General features: G+C 68.1%; 16 protein-coding genes. 7 read left to right on the top strand and 9 right to left on the bottom strand.

Going from position 1 to position 17,370, the window contains the following annotated elements:
- Nucleotides 1–295 precede the first annotated feature (295 nt).
- From HDC94_RS03885 to HDC94_RS03875, 3 genes are all read right to left on the bottom strand, one after another.
- Entirely contained in the window at nt 296–1,843 is a 1,548-nt protein-coding gene (locus tag HDC94_RS03885) for a glucoamylase family protein (protein WP_179495029.1), read from the bottom strand.
- 168 nt (nt 1,844–2,011) lie between these two features.
- Nucleotides 2,012–3,010, bottom strand: coding sequence for an agmatinase (speB, locus tag HDC94_RS03880; protein ID WP_179495027.1), 999 nt, complete (start codon nt 3,008–3,010; stop codon nt 2,012–2,014).
- Nucleotides 3,011–3,013: 3 nt separating this feature from the next.
- Nucleotides 3,014–3,370, bottom strand: coding sequence for a group 1 truncated hemoglobin (locus HDC94_RS03875; RefSeq protein WP_179495025.1), 357 nt, complete (start codon nt 3,368–3,370; stop codon nt 3,014–3,016).
- 91 nt (nt 3,371–3,461) lie between these two features.
- Here HDC94_RS03875 and HDC94_RS03870 point away from each other — a divergent pair, with 91 nt between their 5' ends.
- From HDC94_RS03870 to HDC94_RS03860, 3 genes are all read left to right on the top strand, one after another.
- Nucleotides 3,462–4,331 carry a fused MFS/spermidine synthase gene (locus tag HDC94_RS03870; RefSeq protein WP_308495620.1) on the top strand — a complete coding sequence of 290 codons (870 nt, stop codon included), beginning with the start codon at nt 3,462–3,464 and terminating at the stop codon, nt 4,329–4,331.
- A gap of 30 nt (nt 4,332–4,361) precedes the next feature.
- Entirely contained in the window at nt 4,362–5,483 is a 1,122-nt protein-coding gene (locus tag HDC94_RS03865) for a sorbosone dehydrogenase family protein (protein ID WP_179495021.1), read from the top strand.
- 173 nt (nt 5,484–5,656) lie between these two features.
- Entirely contained in the window at nt 5,657–6,106 is a 450-nt protein-coding gene (locus HDC94_RS03860) for a SprT family zinc-dependent metalloprotease (RefSeq protein ID WP_179495019.1), read from the top strand.
- Between the two features lie 9 nt (nt 6,107–6,115).
- On the opposite strand, the gene HDC94_RS03855 is transcribed toward HDC94_RS03860, so the two are convergent.
- Together HDC94_RS03855 and HDC94_RS03850 are read right to left on the bottom strand one after the other, a co-directional pair.
- Nucleotides 6,116–6,520, bottom strand: coding sequence for an SRPBCC domain-containing protein (locus HDC94_RS03855; protein ID WP_179495017.1), 405 nt, complete (start codon nt 6,518–6,520; stop codon nt 6,116–6,118).
- Nucleotides 6,521–6,546: 26 nt separating this feature from the next.
- The gene (locus HDC94_RS03850; protein WP_179495015.1) at nt 6,547–6,849 is read right to left on the bottom strand and encodes a DUF427 domain-containing protein; all 303 of its coding nucleotides are present in this window, start codon (nt 6,847–6,849) and stop codon (nt 6,547–6,549) included.
- 90 nt (nt 6,850–6,939) lie between these two features.
- Here HDC94_RS03850 and HDC94_RS03845 point away from each other — a divergent pair, with 90 nt between their 5' ends.
- The 3 genes from HDC94_RS03845 (at nt 6,940) to HDC94_RS03835 (ending at nt 10,054) form a co-directional block, all read left to right on the top strand.
- Complete coding sequence (locus tag HDC94_RS03845; RefSeq protein WP_179495013.1) at nt 6,940–7,404, top strand: hypothetical protein; 465 nt, start codon at nt 6,940–6,942, stop codon at nt 7,402–7,404.
- 375 nt (nt 7,405–7,779) lie between these two features.
- On the top strand, nt 7,780–9,348 hold the full coding sequence (locus HDC94_RS03840) for a DEAD/DEAH box helicase (RefSeq protein ID WP_179495011.1): 1,569 nt from the start codon (nt 7,780–7,782) through the stop codon (nt 9,346–9,348).
- A 97-nt stretch (nt 9,349–9,445) separates the two neighbouring features.
- Nucleotides 9,446–10,054: a CGNR zinc finger domain-containing protein gene (locus tag HDC94_RS03835; RefSeq protein WP_179495009.1), complete on the top strand. Its 609-nt coding sequence runs from the start codon at nt 9,446–9,448 to the stop codon at nt 10,052–10,054.
- Here the strand turns inward: HDC94_RS03835 and HDC94_RS03830 are convergent.
- Both HDC94_RS03830 and HDC94_RS03825 read right to left on the bottom strand, forming a co-directional pair.
- Nucleotides 10,051–10,578, bottom strand: coding sequence for a 2-phosphosulfolactate phosphatase (locus HDC94_RS03830; RefSeq protein WP_179495007.1), 528 nt, complete (start codon nt 10,576–10,578; stop codon nt 10,051–10,053). The two genes, HDC94_RS03835 and HDC94_RS03830, sit on opposite strands and share 4 nt — an antisense overlap.
- A 107-nt stretch (nt 10,579–10,685) precedes the next feature.
- Complete coding sequence (locus HDC94_RS03825) at nt 10,686–11,225, bottom strand: NUDIX hydrolase family protein (RefSeq protein WP_179495005.1); 540 nt, start codon at nt 11,223–11,225, stop codon at nt 10,686–10,688.
- A 31-nt stretch (nt 11,226–11,256) separates the two neighbouring features.
- Here HDC94_RS03825 and HDC94_RS03820 point away from each other — a divergent pair, with 31 nt between their 5' ends.
- Nucleotides 11,257–11,880, top strand: coding sequence for an alpha/beta hydrolase (locus HDC94_RS03820; protein ID WP_179495003.1), 624 nt, complete (start codon nt 11,257–11,259; stop codon nt 11,878–11,880).
- 36 nt (nt 11,881–11,916) lie between these two features.
- On the opposite strand, the gene HDC94_RS03815 is transcribed toward HDC94_RS03820, so the two are convergent.
- Both HDC94_RS03815 and HDC94_RS03810 read right to left on the bottom strand, forming a co-directional pair.
- Entirely contained in the window at nt 11,917–12,996 is a 1,080-nt protein-coding gene (locus tag HDC94_RS03815) for an ATP-binding protein (protein ID WP_179495001.1), read from the bottom strand.
- Nucleotides 12,997–13,055: 59 nt separating this feature from the next.
- Nucleotides 13,056–17,315, bottom strand: a complete 4,260-nt coding sequence (locus HDC94_RS03810) for a lamin tail domain-containing protein (protein ID WP_179494999.1) — start codon at nt 17,313–17,315, stop codon at nt 13,056–13,058.
- Nucleotides 17,316–17,370 lie beyond the last annotated feature (55 nt).

The following is a 17,370-nucleotide window of genomic DNA, read 5'->3' as shown; positions in this document are numbered from 1 at the left end:
CTGGTCAGGACCCGTATGTCATACAGTGACGGTCGGTAATGAAATGCTCACCAGTACCCAAGGAGATCTGCCCCGCCGCTATACTCGGGGCGCGCCAGCTGTCCACAATATGACGGCATGGGTGATCTGGGAGCGCAAAGAACAACTATAGGACACAACGACGCGCCTATGCAAGTAATTCCTTGACCATTTCTGGCGAATCGGCTATAAGCCCGTCGCATCCACTCGCGAGAAGCCACTTTCCGGGGCTTCCGGCCGGAAAACTGGCAGAAAGTGGCTTCTCGCGGGGGTTGAGTTACGGGATGACGCTGCCGAAGTCCTGGGCCTCGATGAGCGGCCGCACGGCCTTCTCGAACGACCGGTCCACGAAGTACCTCTTGAGCTTGTCGTCGAGCAGGTCGTTGCCGATCGCCGCCATGATCATCGACTGGTCGAGGGAGAGGTAGCGGTCAGCCACCGTTCCACTTCCTACCGCGATCGCATCGTAGAAACCACCGGCCCCATACGAGTCGAAGTTCGACTCAAGGCCAGCGAGATTGGCGAGTACGGCATCCCGGTCGTAGGGCAGCGCAAGGAACGAGGCGTGCGGGGTGACCACACCGTCGCCGTACTCGGGCGTCGGGTTGGTTGCGTCGCGGCATCCCTCGTACCCGTAGTCGACATCGGTCGACTCCGCGTCGCTCGCGTAGCCGTCCGAGCTGATGCCGAGAGCCTCGACCCCGTACTCGCGGTACCCGGCGAACGGGTCGCTCGCGGGTGAGAAGCCCCAGTAGCCGTAGTCGGCCTCCTCCATACCGTGCCAGCGCTGGGCCTCGACCGTCGCGGGGTGGTTGACGCCCCACGAGTTCGGGCCCCACTGGGCCTCGGGCACGAAGAGGTCGGGCATGAGCGCCTCGAACATCGAGCCACCCCACGACGGCACGAGCCGCATGCCCGCGTACTCGTAGGTTCCCTCGTAGACACTCACGCCGAGGTACTCGCGTGTCTCGCCCTCGGGCTTCTGCTCCTGCCAGCCGAAGTCGCAGGCCTGGTCGGGCATCGTGCGGTAGGTGCCGTAGTAGGCGGATGCCGGGATCTGACCGTTCGCGATGCCCAGGTAGGTCGTGATTCGCGCCTCACTCACCGTCGTGTCATACCAGTGGCAGGTGTAGTAGACGTCGGCGCCGTCATCCCCGTAGTTGTCGGGGACCGCGCATCCGTCGCCGGGCGGGTCCACCCAGAAGCCACCGCGGTTGAGGGTGACGCCCTCGCGGGCGTTCAGGTCGTGGAACCAGCCGAAGTCCATGCTGTCGTAGAGGTCCATCGCGCGGTGTCGAAGCGAGGGGTCGGACTTCGCGACCACACGCAGGGCCGCCGCGAGCCAGCCGTTGTCCACTGTGGAGAGGAACGGGTACACGACGTCGCCGCTGTCTGGCCAGGTCGTGAGCTTGGATGCATCGGACGGCGAGTACCAGTTGTAGTACATGCCGCTCGGCTCGTGTCGCTCCATCGACCCCAGGGTCGCGAGCGTGGTGGTCAGCCGCCGTTTCGCGTCCTTCTTGCTGATGATGCCGAGATCGCGGGCGATCACGGTCGACCAGAGGTACCCACCGATGTTCGTCGGGGACGTGTACTCCCCTGCCACGGAGAGGTCACCGCTGATGTTGTCACTGGCCAGTCCCGTGGTGGGGTCGGTCATGGCATCCAGTGATGCCCAGGTGTCCTCGGCGTAGCGGAGGAGGGTGGCGTCGCCAGGGTCAGTGCCGTGGTGCGGCCCGGCGAACGCGACCGATGGCGAGAGTACGAGTGTTGCAGCGGCGAGGATCGCCGCACCCGAAAGAAACGGGCGGTATCGAGAAGGCATCAGAAAGCTCCTTTGTTCCCTGTGCCTTCACCGTGTCACCACCCCCGAACGGGGGGCAAGGGGGTTGCGGGATCAGGGAACGTCGGTTACGCGCGCACAGTGCGGAGGAGGGCACGCCGCATCCCGGGCCGCTGCCCGCAGTTGCGCGGCATGCCATCCTCCGCAACGTCAGCGTGCGTCGCGCCGCCGCACGGCGAGCGCCGCGAAGGCCTCCCAGATGAGGCGGTGTGCGGCGTTTACGGTGAGGTCCGCGTGATCATACGGTGGCGAGACCTCCATGACGTCGAACCCGACCACGTCGAACTCGAGAACGAGCGCACGGATGATACGGAGCAGGTCGATCGTCGCGAACCCGCCGGGCTCCGGGGTGCCGGTCGCTGGCGCGAATGCCGGGTCGAGCACGTCGATGTCAATGGAGAGGTAGATCTTGTCACCGCGCTCGCGGCCTGCGGCGATGAGGTCGGCGAGCACCGCGTGGGTGCCGCGCTCCCAGAACTCCTGCATCATGAAGTGCTTGAGCTCGTTGTCGCGCATCCACTTCTGGTCCTCCTCGCCCGGCCAGTAGCCGCGGAGTCCCACCTGGATGAACTTGTCGCCGGGGATCGCGCCGGACTCGATGAGGCGGCGCATCGGTGTGCCGTGGCTCGCGAGATTGCCCTCGAGGATGTCAGCTGTGTCGGCGTGCGCATCGAAGTGGATCATCGTGACGTTGCCGAACCCGTGCTGCTCGGCGACGGCCGTGGCGGACGGCCAGGTGATCGAGTGGTCGCCTCCGATGACGAACGGGATGATGTCGCGGCTGGCCACCTCCTTGACGCGCTCGTAGATCGCCGCCTTCGAGAGCTCCCACATGCCGTGGCTGGTGACGGCATCCCCGTAGTCGACGACCTCGAGGTGGTCGAAGATCTCGATGCCGAGGTCGAGGTGGTATGTGCCGGGGTCGTAGGTGCTTGCTCGGAGGGCACGCGGCCCGAAACGCGCGCCGGGCCGGAACGTGGTGTTGTCGTCCCACGGAGCGCCGACAACGGCGACGTCGGGCTGCCACGAGTCCAGCTGCTCCGGCTCGGTGAGCAGCGGGCGCATACCGAAGGTGGCGGGGCCGAGGTAGGACTGTGAATCGAGCTGGGCGCGCATCCCCGGGGCGACGGGACGATCAGGCACGGTCATGCTTCACCGTACCTCCACGATCGCGGCGCGCATGACCTCGATCCGGCGGAGTACCTGATCCTTGAGCGGTGGTGTGACGTCAAGCTCATCGAGCGTCGCCGCGAGGTGCTGGAGGGTGCGCGTGAAGACCTCGTCGGTGATGTGCAGTCCTGCGTGGGCGTTGCGCATGCTGCGGCCGTCGTAGACCTCTGGGCCGTCGAGTAGAACGGTGAAGAAGTCGCGCTGGTGATCCTTGATGGCGTGCAGGTTCATGCCCTCGAAGTACGGGGACAGGGTGGCATCCGCCATGACCCTGTCATAGAAGGACTCGACGGCGAGCGAGACGGCGGCATCACCACCGATTTCGTCATACACGGACATGTGTCACCCCTAGCTCATGGGGCGAGTGTACAGACCCGTCTATGAGAATACCTCGCCCACATTCTGGGGACGACTGTGGCAGGGTCGAGGGGTGGCCGATCTTCCGCACCGAACGCTCTCCGAGAGCGGCTTCCACGCTGTCGTGAGCCCTGATCGCTGGATCCGTGGCGCCTACACCCTCACCGTCGACGGAACCCCCCAGAGTCACGTCAACCTCGAAGATCCCACGCAGCTCTTCTTCGAGTACGTGCAGCGGATGGGCCACGTGATCGACCAGCTCGGGATGCCCGGCCAGCCGATCACGGCCGTGCACCTCGGCGCGGGCGCTCTCACCCTCCCCCGCTACATCGAGGCGACTCGGCCGGGGTCGCGGCAGCAGGTCATCGAACTTGAGTCGGACCTCGTGGAGCTAGTGCGCGAGGAGTTGCCGTGGTCGCCGCGCGCCTCCATCCGCATCCGGCACGGCGACGCCCGCGAGGTGCTCGAGAAGCTGCCCGGTGGGTTGCAGGGCACCGTCGACCTGGTGATCGTGGACGTCTTCAGCGGTGCGCGCACACCCGCGCACGTGACATCCATCGAGTTCTACCGGTCGGCCGCGAAGCTGCTCGCACCCGGCGGAATCCTGCTCGCGAACGTCGCGGACGGCCCAGGACTCAAGTTCGCGCGCGGGCAGGCGGCCACTCTCGTCGAGGCACTCGGGAATGTTGCCGCGCTCGCCGAGACGCAGATCCTCAAGGGGCGTCGCTTCGGAAATGTCGTGCTCGCGGCATCCGCCAGCCCCCTGCCGCTCGACTGGATGCCACGCCTGATGGCCGCGGGGCCACATCCGGCCAAGGTCGTCTCCGGCGCCGAACTGCGCGAGTTCATCGCGGGCGCGAGCGTCGTGACGGATGCCACGGCCACCCAGTCGCCGCCGCCCTCGAAGGGCATCTTCCAGGTGCGACCAGGCGCCGAGGGGTGACGTAGCGAAACTCGCGTGATGGGATGGAGCATGCGCCAGCTACTGATCGGCCCAGTGCTCGCCTCCTCCCTCCTGCTCGCGGCGTGCGTGAGTTCGCCCGCGCCGATGCCGACGCCCACAACCTCGCCTACGGCCACACCGACCCCGTCGCCCTCCCCTACGACCGACCCGCTGACCGTCGGCCCGGTGCATCCCACGGGCACGACCACGATCGCCACCGGTCTCTCCGCTCCGTGGTCGATCGTGCGCCTCGACAGCGGCTCGACGCTCATCAGCGAACGCGACCGCGGCGTGGTGCGCGAGGTCATGGCCGATGGCCAGGTGCGGGATGTCGGGGCGGTGCCCGGGGTCGTTCCGGGCGGCGAGGGCGGGCTGCTCGGCCTCGAGATCATCGACGGCGACCTCTACACGTTCTTCACGAGCGCCAGCGACAACCGGATCGTGCGGTTCGAGCTGGAGGGGTCACCGGGGAGCTACTCGCTCGGCGCCGGCCGCGACATCCTGACCGGCCTGCCCAAGGCGGGCAACCACAACGGCGGACGCATCAAGCTCGGCCCCGACGGCATGCTGTACGCGACGGCGGGCGACGCCGCCGTGCCCAGCAACGCGCAGGACCCGAACAGCCTCGGCGGCAAGATCCTGCGGATGACACCGGATGGCTCGGTGCCCGACGACAACCCCTTCCCCGGGTCGTACGTCTACTCCCTCGGCCACCGCAACCCGCAGGGCATCACGTGGGACCGCACCGGGCAGCTGTGGGCGGCGGAGTTCGGCCAGAACACGTGGGACGAGCTCAACCTCATCGAGGCCGGCGGCAACTACGGCTGGCCGGTAGTGGAAGGGCAGAACCCGGATCCCGCGTACACAAGTCCCGTCACCCAGTGGAGCCCCGCCGACGCCAGCCCCAGCGGTCTTGCCTGGACGCGCGACACGTTCTTTCTCGCAGCTCTCCGCGGCGAGCGCCTCTGGACGATCATCACCGACCGCGGCGAGGTGACGCCGTGGTTCGTGGGCGAGTTCGGGCGGATCCGCGACGTCGTTCCCGGGCCGGATGGCACGGTGTGGATGATCACGAACAACACAGCCGGCAAGGGCACGGCGCGCGACGGGGACGACAAGCTCGTGCAGGTGTCGCTGGAGCCTGTGGGCTGAGGCGCGGCGCGGCGGGATACACACGTTCTGGGCGACACGCCGCGTCCCTATACCGTCTCGCGGCGTTTCACCGCGGATGTGTGTCTGCAGCCACGCTTACTCACACCTACAGGGCTTCCCCAACGGTCGAGATGCGTCGCGATCGTGTCGCCGAGGCGGGTTAGCCTCGTCGGGTGGCAGATCTGGTGCGGGTGAGAACGTGGGCGAACGCGCTCATCGCGCTGCACCTCGACGACAGCTGGAGCTTCGGCTTCGACAACGCCAAGACGCGCGCCGGCCTCTGCAATTACACGCGCAAGCGCATCACCGTCTCGCGCTACCTCGCGGAGAAGTTCGAGGATGACGCGATCCACCAGACCCTCCTCCACGAGGTTGCCCACGCCATGGCGGGGCCGCGCGCTGGCCACGGACCGAAGTGGAAGGCCATCGCCACCGAGCTGGGCTACGAGGGTGGGCGGCTGCACGACGGGCCGATCGCCAGCGAGCTCGCGCCGTGGGTGGGCACGTGCCCGGCGGGCCACGTCATCCACCGCTACCGGAGGCCGACACGACCGATGGCCTGCGGCAAGTGTGCGCGCCGGTACGACCCGGCCAACGCGATCCAGTGGGTGAAGCGCGCCTAGCTGCCCATATCAGGCGAAGTGCGCATCGAACGCGGCGGCCACGTTCTTCCAGTGGCCGAGCATGAGCTTGCGCTCGTCACGATCGGCGAGCTTCTCGTGGTGGATGCCGATGGTGGTCCCGGTTGCAGCCTGCTTCACGGTGAGCTGGAGCACCGTGTCGTAGGGCCAGTCATCGGGGCGCCATGTGAGACGGAGGCGCGTGGCATCCGTGAAGCTGCGCACAGTACCGCGGACGCCGTCGGCAGTCTCGAAGGTCGCCCCCGGCTCGGTCGGAACCTCGGCGATCTCGCCCAGCCACACGGGCAGGCCCTCGCTCATGAGGTACTGCCACACCTCGACCAGCGGAGCCGGGACAGTCGTGCGCACGCCCAGCTCCCAGCCTGCGTCTTTGGTCAGTCCCGTCGTGTCACCCATGTGTGCGACTGTACCGACCGCCACTGCTACTCGACGACCTGAACTTCCTTCCAGAAGGCCACGTAGTTGGAGAAGTCCTTGCCGACGCGGTCGAATGCGGTCGGGTACGGGGTGGGGTAGCTCCACGCGCGATCCTGCAGAACTGCATCCCCGCTCTTCACGGAGAAGTACTGGCACTCGCCCTTCCACGGGCAGGTGTACGGGGTGGCGCTCTCCACAAGGAGGTCGCTGTTGACGCTCGACGGCGGGAAGTACCAGTTGCCCTCGATCGAGATGAGGTCCTCCTTCGGGGCCTCCGCAATGACCGTGTCTCCGATGACTGCCTTCATGGTGTTCCTCCTGATGGACTCGTTGTCTATCCGAACGCTACTCGCACAGCCTGCATTCCCCTTGAGTGTGGATCAGCGCAGACTGTCACTATGCGCGTACTCCTCAAGCTCACCCTCGACTGCACTCCGGATGCCGCGTGGCGCGCCCTGCGCAACCCGCTGGTCTTTCGACAGGTGGCCTCCCCGCTGCTGTCCGTCGTCTCCCTGGAGCCGGGCGGGTTCCCCGAGTCGTTCCCGGTGGGCGACCACCGCGTGCGGGTGAGCGGCTTCGGCGTGCTGCCGATGGGCGAGCAACTCATCCGACTCGCCTACACGCGGCGAGGGGATGCTCGGCTGCTGCGGGACACGGGCCGCCCGACGTCGGGCCTCCTCTCGGTGATCACCGACTGGGAGCACGCGATGGCCGTATCCCCACTGCCGGACGGGCGCACCCTGTACCGCGACCAGCTGCGGTTCGACGCTGGGGCCCTCACGCCGCTCCTCTGGCCGGTGCTGTGGGCGGTGTGGCAGTGGCGGGCGCTGCAGCTGAAGCGCGTGTCGCGTGGGTGGGACTAGCGGATGCGTCGATCTCGGTGGTGAGGTTTCGATGACGCCGGGCTTCGCCGCGGCTACTCAACCCACAGAAGCGTTGCACGGAGCGCGGGACTTGGCTGGGTCCTGTCTCGGGGCTCGGGTGTGGCGGGCGTTTACGGGCGGAGCCCCGAGACAGCACCCGGCCGCGGCCCACGCGGAACCCGCACAAAGGTGAAGATGACCCCCTCTGCTAGGGTTGGAGTACTTGGAAGCACCGATTGCTTCCCTGCGTCGTAGAACGCTTACTCTTCTCGCCCGGCCTAACAACCATGTGACAGGGCTCGTAGAAACTTTCACGGCGACTCTGTGCCGACCAAAGTGTCGGCATCGCCCGCATCTCGAACTCTAAGGACACTCGTGTCAACAACCACTTTCAGCGCGCTCGGCGTGCCCGCTCCCCTCGTCGCCGCCCTCACGGCAGCCGGCATCACGGAGCCGTTCCCCATTCAGCAGGACACCCTGCCCGACACCCTCGCCGGTCGCGACGTTCTCGGCCGCGGCAAGACGGGCTCGGGCAAGACCCTCGCCTTCGCGATCCCCATGGTCGCCCGCATCGCCTCGACGGGGCGTCAGGGACGCAAGCCGCGCGGCCTCATCCTGGCCCCGACGCGGGAGCTGGCAACCCAGATCTCCGCGACGCTGGAGCCGCTGGCATCCGCCGCCGGCCTCAACCTCACCACGATCTTCGGTGGCGTCTCGCAGCAGCGCCAGGTCGCAGCACTCAAGGCCGGCGTCGACATCGTTGTGGCCTGCCCCGGTCGCCTCGAGGACCTCATGAAGCAGGGCTTCGCCCACCTCGACCAGGTCGAGATCACCGTTCTCGATGAGGCCGACCACATGGCTGACCTCGGCTTCCTGCCGGTCGTCACACGCATCATGAACGCCACACCGAACACGGGCCAGCGCCTGCTGTTCAGCGCAACGCTCGACAACGGCGTGGACAAGATCGTGGCGCGCTTCCTGCGCAACCAGGTGCTGCACTCGGTCGACGAGGCAACCTCCCACGTGTCGGCGATGACCCACCACCTCTTCGAGGTCGCGGATGCCGACGTCAAGAAGGATGTCGTCGAGGCACTCGCTTCGGGCACCGGCCGTCGCATCCTCTTCATGCGCACCAAGCACCACGCCAAGCGTCTCGCCAAGCAGTTGACCGCCTCGGGTATTCCGTCGGTCGACCTGCACGGAAACCTCTCGCAGCCGCAGCGTGACCGCAACCTCGCAGCGTTCTCCGAGGGCACGGCCCGTGTTCTCGTGGCAACGGATGTCGCGGCACGCGGCGTCCACGTCGACAACGTCGAGCTCGTCATCCACGTCGACCCCCCGGCCGAGCACAAGGCGTACCTGCACCGCAGCGGACGCACGGCCCGCGCAGGCTCCGAGGGCGATGTCGTGACGATCATGATGCCGTCACAGAAGGGCGACACGCTGTCGCTGCTGCGCAAGGCCGCCATCAAGGTGACGGCCGAGCAGGTCACCAAGTCGTCGGCCTCGGTCACCGCGTTGATCGGCGAGGTTGCCCCCAAGGTCACTCCCGCTCCCGTCACCGAGCCCGCTCGTGGACGCTCGCAGGGCGGTACGTCGCAGGGCGCCAACGCCCAGCGCAAGCGAGCCAACCGCGATGGCCGCGGCCAGGGCGAGGGCGGCTCGCGCCGTGGTTCGGCCGGACGCTCCGGTGGACGCTCGGCCGCGGCATCCGGCTCCGGTCGTGGTGGCTCGTACGCGGGTGGCTCCGGTCGCCCGGCGCAGGAGTCGCGCGGCGGATCGCAGGGTGGCAACGCCCAGCCCGCACGCCAGCACTCGGAGCAGCGCACGGCCTCTGCCGCGACTGCCCCGTCGCGCCCGCGCGGCGGCAAGGGTCGCGCGCAGTCGACGGGTGGCGCCATCCGTGTCGGGTCCGTCGTGCGGCCGAATGTGCGTGGTCGGTAACTCGACCAAACGACCTCGGATGTGAGGTTTCGATGACGGCGGGCTTCGCCGCGCCTACTCAACCTACAAACGTGAAGTAACTACCTAGAATGGTTACGTGTTGTACCCGACGACAGTAAGGCCCACTGGGCAATGGCTTGAACAGACCGGCGGACCCAAGTGGTGGTTCGACTCCGGAGCACTGGCGCTCGACTTCGCCTACACCGGCCCCTTCGCCGACCAGCCGGGCCGCGAGTACCTGCAGACTGCGAGCGATCTCGCAGAATGGCTCGACCCCCGGTTCGATGAGGTCGACGGTGCGGTGAGCGACGGTGACCTTCGGGATGCCCGCGCCCTCCGCTCGGCAATAGCCAGCGCCGCGGCTGCCGCCAGCGAGGGCTCCGCCCCCACCCCCGCCGACGTGGACGTGATCAACCTGTACGCGGCCATTCCTGACATCCCGCCGGCACTCGCGGGAGGAACCCGCCAGGCTGGGCGCGCCGCTGCCCGCACGGGGCAGGCGCTCTCGGTCATCGCGCGCGAGGCGGTGCAGCTGTTCGCGGCGGACGAGCGCGACCGCATCCGCTCCTGTGCGGCCGACGACTGCTCCGTCGTGTTCTACGACGAGTCCCGGTCGAACAACCGTCGCTGGTGCTCGATGGGCCGCTGCGGCAACCGCGCGAAGGTGCGCGAGTACCGCGAACGCCGCGCTGCCGCCGGAGCCTAGATGACGGGGCGCAGCACCTCGAAGTCCGGCGAACCCGCGGCAGCACGAGCCGCCTCAAGCGCCTCGGGGCCCTCGGTGGCGAGCAGCAACTGACCGGCGACCGAGGCCGTGAGAACGTGGCTTCCCGCGTTCTTGAGCGCCTGCCACGCGCCAGCGGCGGCCGCCGCCTCCGGTGACGTGTAGTCGATGCCGAGGTCGGCGAGCGCATCGATCACGGCGCCGGCCGCGACCATGTCCTCCACCGCGTACGCACCACCGCGACCGCCCGCGGCGACCACCGCGACGAACGCACGATCACCGAGCTCGGCCTGCCGATCGAGGATCCACTGCGCGACGGCGGCTCGCGATCCCGTGGAACCCGTCACCACCGCTGCGTCGCCACCGATCATCGTCGGCTTGAGCGCGGCGTCGGGGAGGGCATCCACCCACACCACAACATGCGCGTCACCGGCGATGGCACTGCCACCGTCGACACCCCACGCGAAACGGACCTGGTAGCGGGACTGGCTCTCGGGAAGACTCACGATTCGAGGGTACTGGCTCGGGGAAAAGAAGAACGAGCCGAGGCGCGCCATTGCACCCCGGCTCGATCCCTCGAATGTCATGGACGATCATTCGAGGCATGTGAAGACTAGGGAAGAACTCCCACCGATGCGAGTGCGGCACGGAGCAGGGCACCCCGACCGCCCTCCATATCGGACGTGACCGCATCGGATGCCGCCTCCGCTGGCCGCAACCAGGTGAGTTCGAGCGCGTCCTGACGGGGCTCGCACGTACCGGTCACGGGAACGACAAACGCGAGCGCAACGGCGTGCTGGCGACTGTCCATGAACTGGCTGGACCCCGGCCACGGGAAGTACTCCGCGACCTGGAAGGGCACGGGGCTTGCCGGCAGCAGCGGGAAGGCCATCGGTCCGAGGTCCTTCTCGAGGTGGCGAAAGAGCGCATCGCGCAGGGTCTCCCCGTACATGACACGACCGGACACGAGGGTGCGGCTGATCTCGCCGTTCGTGGCCCGAAGCAGCGTGCCCACCTCGGTCACGCGACCGAGCCCGTCGACCCGTACCGGGATCGCCTCGACGTACAGAAGCGGCAGTCGACGACGCGTCTCGGCCAGCTCCTCTTCGGAGAGCCAGCCGGAGTTCGGGTCGGGCGTTCCCACGGAGCTCATGCTCCATTGTTGCGCACGTAGGGTGGTGGACATGAATCTCGACACGTCAGCAGTGCTGTGGTCGGCACCGGAACGCGAGCGAGCCGGGCGTCCGTTGCTCGTCCTGCTGCACGGTTACGGGTCGCACGAGGGCGATCTTTTCGCGCTGTCGCCCGCACTTCCGTTGGGACCGGTCGTGGCATCCGTGCGGGCACCGCTGAGGGAGAGCGGCGGCTTCGCCTGGTGGTCCCTCGACGGCGCAACGCCCGGCGCTCCCGACGCCGACGCGGTCGATGCAGCGGCGATCGCTGTGCTCGACTGGCTCGACACCCTCGAGTACACGAGCGTGAGCATCCTGGGCTTCTCGCAGGGTGGGGCGATGACACTGCAGTTGCTGCGCCACGCACCGGAGCGCTTCGCGGCGGCGGTGTGCCTCGCGGGATTTGTGCCGACAGCCACCCACCCGGGGGATGCCCGTCTCGCCGAGGTGCGTCCGCCCGTGTTCTGGGGCCGGGGCACGAGCGACCCCGTGATCCCCGACTACGCCGTGGAGCGGACGACCGAGTGGCTACCGGGACACGCCGACGCCACGATCCGCATCTACGAGGGTCTCGGCCACTCGATCTCGACCGAGGAGCTCACCGACTTCGCCGGATTCCTGGGCGCCCACTCCTGACACCGAAGACGGGCACGCCGGGGTCCGCGGCACGTGTCAGCGCAGCGGCACTCGCACATCGGAACCGCCCTCGTGCGTGAGACGCGCCCCCATCTGCACGAGCTCCGGCTGGGCGATGAACCCTCCGGCGAAGAGCGCCTGCCCCTGGGCGAAGAGCGGTGACCGCGCGAGCAGGGCATCGGGGGCGAATCCGAAGACTGCCGCGAGCTCCTGAAGGTCGAGGGGCGAACTCATCTTCATGAGCGCCAGGTTGTCGCACTGGGAGATGATGCCGGGGTGCACCTTCGACGGCCGTTGCGTCGAGAGCAGCAGCCACAGCCCGTACTTGCGGCCCTCGGCGGCGATGCGAATGAGCTGTTCGCGCACGGCCTGACCGAGTGGGGAGTCGAGTTCCCCGGACGCGAGGTTGTGCGCCTCATCGATCACGAGCAGGACGGGTCGCCGCTCCTCGCGTCGCTGCCAGAGGTCATCGAGCACGGAGAGAGCGACCAGCAACGACTGGTCGGCGTGCTCGTATCCCCCGATGTCGAGCACCGTCGCGTCGGGGCGTTCGGCGATGACCTCGGATGCCGACTGCCGGTCGTATGCCCACATGTCCCAGTCGAGCACACCGAGGTTGGCGATCCGCAGGCCCAGGGCGCGCTGTGCGGAATCCTCGCTCGACAGGAGGTCCGCGACGACCTCCTGCGGGTGGCTGCGCCGGAGCGACTCGGCGAGGTCGAGCATCACCCGGTACTCCTCGCGATCCCGCAGGGGGTCGATACTCAGGAGCGCGGCCTTGATCCGAACGGGCAGTGCCTGGAAGCGAACGCGGAGCGTGTCGCCGGCGCGGAGAACCCGGATGTCACGTTCCCGCAGTGGCGCAGCGGCATCCTTCGGCGCATCACTGCGCACCTCCCCCAGTCGCACGAAATCGGCGTTGGGGTCGAAGATCACCATGGGCAGCCCCGTGTGCGCGAGGAGCTGCTCGAGCACGACACCCAGGGCGTAGGTCTTGCCCGAGCCGCTCTGGCCGCACCAGAACGTGTGGCGGTTGAAACGCGCGGCGTTCAGCACGGCGGGCTCGCCGCCCTCGAGCTCGATTCCGATGGGCAGAAGACCTGGACTGATCGACATGGCGTGACTCTACCGTGCGGAACCGGGGCGCGAGATCATCCCTCGCGCCCCGGTTGCCACTAGCAGCGCGTGAGGTCGAAGACGCTCGCGGACAGGGACGGCTCTCCACCCAGCAGAGTCACGTGGGTGACTCCCAGCGCATCGAGCTGGTCGAGCACACCGCCGGGAACGCAGTTCTGGGTGGCGGCGAACAGGGGCGCACCGAGCGACCCGGCCCACGCGGAACCGGCGAGAGCGTCCGGGTAGTTGAGCCCGGTCGTGAGGAACGCGTGCTCGGCGGTCGTGAACGCGTCGGCGTTGACGGCGCGTGCGGTGTCGTACCGGTTGGCACCGGCGAGGCGCACCGCATCGGTGACCGCGTCGACACCCGCGAAGATGCCGTCCGTGATCGAGGCGGTGTCACCCAGCACGCGCGTGTGCACGGTGCCGAGGTCGGCGAGCAGGCCCTCGGTCGCTGCATCCAGTGAGGAGGCTGCACCGTTGACGAGGATCACCGGCGCGTTGCGGGACCCGGCGGCACCACCCGCGACGAGCGCGTCGGGGAACTTCAGGCCGGTCGAGATGTACGCGAACTCCGCACCCGACTCGCCGAACGCGTGCTCCGCGACCAATCGCGAGGTCTCGTAGCGGTCGGCTCCCGCCAGGCGCTCGATGTCCCCGGGCAGGGCGGCGAGCTCCTGGTAGACGCTCTCGCCGACCGAGGGCAGACCTCCCACCACGACAATGCGCGAGGGGTTCAGTCGAGCGATCTCGGCCGAGACCACCCCGGGCAGGCTCGAGGGCGAGACGAGGAGCAGCGGACCACCCTCGAAGGCGGCGGCCGGGCCCGCCGAAAGAGCGTCGGGGTAGTTCGTGCCGTTCGCGATGAACACGACACCGGCGCCATCCGGGTAGGAGGCCTGCGAGATCTCCACCGAGGTCGCGTACCGGTCGGCACCGGCCACGCGGTCGACGACGATGCCCGGCTCGGGGTCGGTGCTGCTCACGCAGGTGAGCGTGCCCTCGCGCAGCGAGTGGCTCGCCGTGGCGCTGTCATCGGCGTAGAAGACGGGCTTCGAGTTGTCGATGCACAGCTCCTGCGGGGCGATGGTGAAGCCCTCGTTGGCGATCGTGTCGAGCATCCCCGTGGGGTTCTCGTACGCGTTCGTGACCTGGAAGGTTCCTGCGAACGGACCACTCTGCGCGATCTCGAGAGTCACCGTCTTGCCGGAGCAGGCGTCGTCGCAGACACCCCAGAGCAGACCGGATGACGCGTCGAAGGTCACCTCGGCGGCCACAGTCAGCCCGGGGTCGATCGTGGCCACCAGCGAGGCGGCACCGCTCGTCGACAGGGCGACCGCGTAGATGTCACCCGTCGCCTCGACTCCGATGAAGAACAGGCCGTTGCCGTGGTCGGCGTAGGTTGCGGGGTTGTACGGCCGGCCGGTGCTCTGGTCGAGCATCCCCTTGCCCGTGAGGAACGCGTCCGGCACCCAGGCGATGCCCTCCAGACCGGTGTTGTTGCCCATGGGCGGCAGGATGCTCGTGAGGTTCCACTCGTTCGTGGCGGTGAGCGTCGAGCCAGAGCCCGACACGTCGTACCGCAGCACCGACGGGCGACTCACACCGCTCGCGGCACCGTTGCGCTCGGTCGCCACGTAGATTCCCGCGGAGGAACCGGCGGCCGTGAAGCCGACACCCTCCGCGTCGGGCTGGCCCTGGCCGTCGGGGTAGCGCAGCGCCTTGCCCGCTGCCCACTCACCCGGTGCGGGCGCCCAGATGGAGCCGTCCCACTGCAGCTTGAAGAGCGTTCCCGATCCGTTGTTGACGGCCCAGAGAGTGCCACGGGTTGAGGTGCCCGTGCCCTCGTAGGCGAGACCACTCATGTCCTGACCGAAGAAGCCGGCCTGGTCGACGATCGTCACGTCGGAGCCTCCCGGCCACGGCGACGAGGGGACGATTCCCGCGCACGAGTTGAGCGCGCCCCGCGTCGGAGCGCTGGAGACTGCGAAGGCGCCGGTGCCGTCGGGGCAGCGTGCGTAGGTCGTGGCCGCATGCTCGGTCCAGGTGTAGGAGTCGACGAGCTGGGCGGACGAGTCGTACAGGCGCGCGGAGTCGGCTCCACCGAGGCCGAAGCCCGGCTCGGTGTCGACGAGGAAGTACGCGCCGGCGGCGAGAGTGGTGCTCGCGGGGACGACCGCGGCGTGCGTGTCGTCGTTGTCCTTGACGACCCAGCCCGAGATGTCCACGGGCTGGCTGCCCGCGTTCACGAGCTCGACCCAGTCACCGGGCGTGCCGCCACTCGACTCGACCTCGTTGATGCGCACTGCCGAGCAGTCGTTCGGCGCACCCTTCGTGGACGAGAACGTCTGGATGAAGTCTCCCGTGCCATCCGGGCAGAGCCCGAACGTCGTCTGCGCGTGGTCGGGACCCCAGATCCGCTCGTCGACGAGCGTGCTGTTGTCCGGCAGGTAGAGGCGCACACGGTCGTTGTTGCCGAGGCCGAAACCACCGGGAACATCGACGACGATCACGAGGTAGGCGCCCGCGGCGATGGTCGTGTTCGCCGGGATCACGACGGTGTGCGTGTCGTCTGAGTCGTGGATGATCCAGCCGGAGAGGTCGACGGTCGTGTCACCGGTGTTGTAGAACTCCACCCAGTCGGCAGGGTCTCCACCGCTGGACTCGACCTCGTTGATCACGACGTTCTCGAAGCCACCGGGGGCCGGGCAGTCGTTGGCTGCACCCTGGGTCGCGGCATCCGTGTCGGCGAAGGCACCGACACCGTCGGGGCAGCGGCCGTACGTCTCGTCCGCGTGCGCGGTCCACGTGTAGTCGTCGATGAGCACGCCGGCGGAGGTCGTGAGACGCGCGGTGTCGGCGGAACCGAGGCCCGTGACATCGACCGCGAGGAATCCGCCTGCGGCGATGACGGAGGGCGACGGCACGGTGATCGTGTTGCCCTCGGTGCTGTCCTTGAGGAGCAGGCCGCCCGCGTCCACCGGCACGAGCGCGGTGTTGTAGAGCTCGACCCAGTCGCTACCGGATGTCGCGCTCGACTCGATCTCGTTGATCACGAGCGACTCGGCCGGGTCGGCGATGCAGTTGTTCGCGGCACCCTTGGTGGCTGCGACGGAGACCGCGAAGTCGCCGGTCGCGTCGGGGCAGCGCGCCCACGTGGTCGAGGGTGCGTGGGCCGCGTAACTCATCTCGTCGACGACGGTCACGCCGTCGGCGAGGTAGAGGTGCACCTCGTCGCCGTTGCCCAGACCGAAGCTGAAGTGAACACCGTTGTCGAGCGCGAGGTAGCCGTTCGCGGGAACGATCGTGCCGGAGGGGAGCGCGACAGAGGCTCCGTTGTCCGCGATCATCCAGCCGGAGATATCAACATCGGTCGACCCCGTGTTGACGATCTCGATCCAGTCACCGGGGATGCCGCCATCCGACTCGACCTCGTTGATCGCCAGGTCGGCAGCGCCGGGCGGAAGCGGGCAGTCGTTGGCTGCGGCCTTGGTGGATGCCGCGGTCAGCGCGAACTCGCCGGAGCCGTCGGGGCAGCGACCGAATGTGGTCGCCGCGTGCCCGCCCGCCCACGTGTAGGTGTCGATAAGCGTCGTGCCATCGGTGTCGAACAGGCGAGCGGAGTCGGCGCTGCCGAGACCAAAACCGGTCGCGCCGGTCTCGACGTCGAAGGCCGCGAAGCCCTTCGCCCCGATGATCGTGCCGGCCGGGATAGCCCAAGCGTGCGTGTCGTCGTTGTCCTTGATGACGAGACCGCTCGCGTCGATCTCCACACTCGCGGTGTTGTAGATCTCCACCCAGTCACCGGGCGTACCGCCGCTGGACTCCACCTCGTTGACCTTGAGGTAGTCGCGGGCAGCGGCAGCACAGGCGTTGGCTGCACCCTTGGTCGACTGGAAGGTCGCGACGAAGGTGTTGCTGCCGTCGGGGCAGGCGCCCCACGTCGTGGGGGCGTGGCTCGCGAACGTGTAGCTGTCGATCTCGGTAGAACCATCCCAGAGGTGAACCTGGTCGCCGTTGCCGAGACCGAAGCTGCCGGTGCCGACGCTCACGTCGACGGCGAGGAAGCCGAGCGCCGGAACGATGGAACCGCTAGCGATCGTGAAGGTACGCGCCGGGTTGTCGTCGGTCATCCGCAGACCGGAGGCATCAATGGCGGCGTTTGTCGGGTTGTAGAGCTCAACCCAGTCGGTGGAGTCGCCATCCGACTCGACCTCGTTGATGACGAGGTCGGTGGTTGCAGCAGAGGCCGGTGTGGCGACGGCGACGAAAGTGGACAGTCCGAGCAGGGCGACGAGGATCGCGGCGATGCGGCGCATGACGTTATGCGGGCCTTTCGTGGGGGGACACCCGTGAGTGTGGAGAACCCACGCG

Origin of the sequence: Leifsonia sp. AK011, from assembly GCF_013410945.1 — a bacterium.
Taxonomy (GTDB): Bacteria; Actinomycetota; Actinomycetes; order Actinomycetales; family Microbacteriaceae; genus Rhodoglobus.
This window is presented reverse-complemented; position numbering and strand designations above follow the sequence as displayed.

Bases quoted from the DNA above. Each gene is read 5' to 3' on its own strand.
- HDC94_RS03845 (WP_179495013.1), top strand. From the start codon at position 6,940: ATGCGCGTACTCCTCAAGCTCACCCTCGACTGCACTCCGGATGCCGCG.
- HDC94_RS03855 (WP_179495017.1), bottom strand. From the start codon at position 6,520: ATGGGTGACACGACGGGACTGACCAAAGACGCAGGCTGGGAGCTGGGC.
- HDC94_RS03825 (WP_179495005.1), bottom strand. From the start codon at position 11,225: ATGAGCTCCGTGGGAACGCCCGACCCGAACTCCGGCTGGCTCTCCGAA.
- HDC94_RS03875 (WP_179495025.1), bottom strand. From the start codon at position 3,370: ATGTCCGTGTATGACGAAATCGGTGGTGATGCCGCCGTCTCGCTCGCC.
- HDC94_RS03810 (WP_179494999.1), bottom strand. From the start codon at position 17,315: ATGCGCCGCATCGCCGCGATCCTCGTCGCCCTGCTCGGACTGTCCACT.
- HDC94_RS03815 (WP_179495001.1), bottom strand. From the start codon at position 12,996: ATGTCGATCAGTCCAGGTCTTCTGCCCATCGGAATCGAGCTCGAGGGC.
- HDC94_RS03850 (WP_179495015.1), bottom strand. From the start codon at position 6,849: ATGAAGGCAGTCATCGGAGACACGGTCATTGCGGAGGCCCCGAAGGAG.
- speB (WP_179495027.1), bottom strand. From the start codon at position 3,010: ATGACCGTGCCTGATCGTCCCGTCGCCCCGGGGATGCGCGCCCAGCTC.
- HDC94_RS03820 (WP_179495003.1), top strand. From the start codon at position 11,257: ATGAATCTCGACACGTCAGCAGTGCTGTGGTCGGCACCGGAACGCGAG.
- HDC94_RS03865 (WP_179495021.1), top strand. From the start codon at position 4,362: ATGCGCCAGCTACTGATCGGCCCAGTGCTCGCCTCCTCCCTCCTGCTC.
- HDC94_RS03885 (WP_179495029.1), bottom strand. From the start codon at position 1,843: ATGCCTTCTCGATACCGCCCGTTTCTTTCGGGTGCGGCGATCCTCGCC.